The organism is Neorhizobium descurainiae, from assembly GCF_051400715.1.
Lineage (GTDB): Bacteria > Pseudomonadota > Alphaproteobacteria > Rhizobiales > Rhizobiaceae > Neorhizobium.
Window position 1 is genome coordinate 1 of sequence record NZ_JBLFFK010000089.1, and the last position, 883, is coordinate 883.

At 54.1% G+C, this 883-nt stretch carries 2 protein-coding genes; both read left to right on the forward strand.

Annotated elements, in window-relative coordinates:
• Positions 1-96: 96 nt before the first annotated feature.
• Positions 97-336, forward strand: coding sequence for a DUF6894 family protein (locus ACMGE0_RS33545; protein ID WP_436820170.1), 240 nt, complete (start codon positions 97-99; stop codon positions 334-336).
• A gap of 101 nt (positions 337-437) precedes the next feature.
• A complete protein-coding gene (locus ACMGE0_RS33550; RefSeq protein WP_436820171.1) occupies positions 438-719 on the forward strand; it encodes a DUF6894 family protein in 282 nt (93 codons plus the stop codon).
• Positions 720-883: the final 164 nt, after the last annotated feature.

Sequence of the window (883 nt, forward strand, 5' to 3'; positions counted from 1 at the left end):
GGGGTGTGAAGGAAGCGCATGCGGTACCTCGACCTTGTGGGCGGAACAAATCGCTGCTTCGAGAGATCGGATAGATCCAGACCGGATGGTGAGAACATGCCTCGATACTATTTCGACGTGATCAATGGCGAAGGACCGATGCCGGACGACGACGGCATTGAACTGCCAACTAAGGATGCCATACCCGCGACCGCTGCACGGATGCTGCTCGACCTCGCCTCAGATGAGGTTGACTACCAGCAGGCGGCCAACTTCAAGGTGCAGGTGCGGGACCAACAAGGAGCGGCGATCTTCCGGGCAACCCTTTCTTTTTCATCGAACTGGCTCATCAGGTGATGAAGCGGTGAGTGACGCTTTCGTTTTTCATTCGGTATCGGACGAAACTTTAGCGCGCGTTCCTTGTTTCGTCGCCGTGGGCGGCCAAGGAGGGCACATGCATGTCAAGATTCTACTTTCACCTGAACCAACTCCACGACCATATCATTGATCTTGAGGGAACCGATTTCGATGATGTCGATGAAGCCAAGGCCGATGCATTGGCGGTAATCCGCGAGCTTGCGGATGAAAGGCTACGTGCCGGGGAGGAACTTGAGTTGCTGAGCATTCGCATCTGCAACGAAGAGGGAGACGTTATTGCCGAGATGTTTGCAGATGAAGCGCTTAGGCAGGTGCTTCCACCTCAAACTCTGGGACGCCTGTATCATGCAAACCGATCCTGAAATCGGCGAAGCTTGGCAAGCGCGTGATGTTGGGGAACATGAACCACAAGTTGCAACCATATTGGCGTGTTGATCCGCGTGTTGATCGCTGCGTCCCCGCCGCATGTTCTGAGGGAGTGGATGGTGACTACAATATATACGCACGTGAATTTCTTTCGTGACCA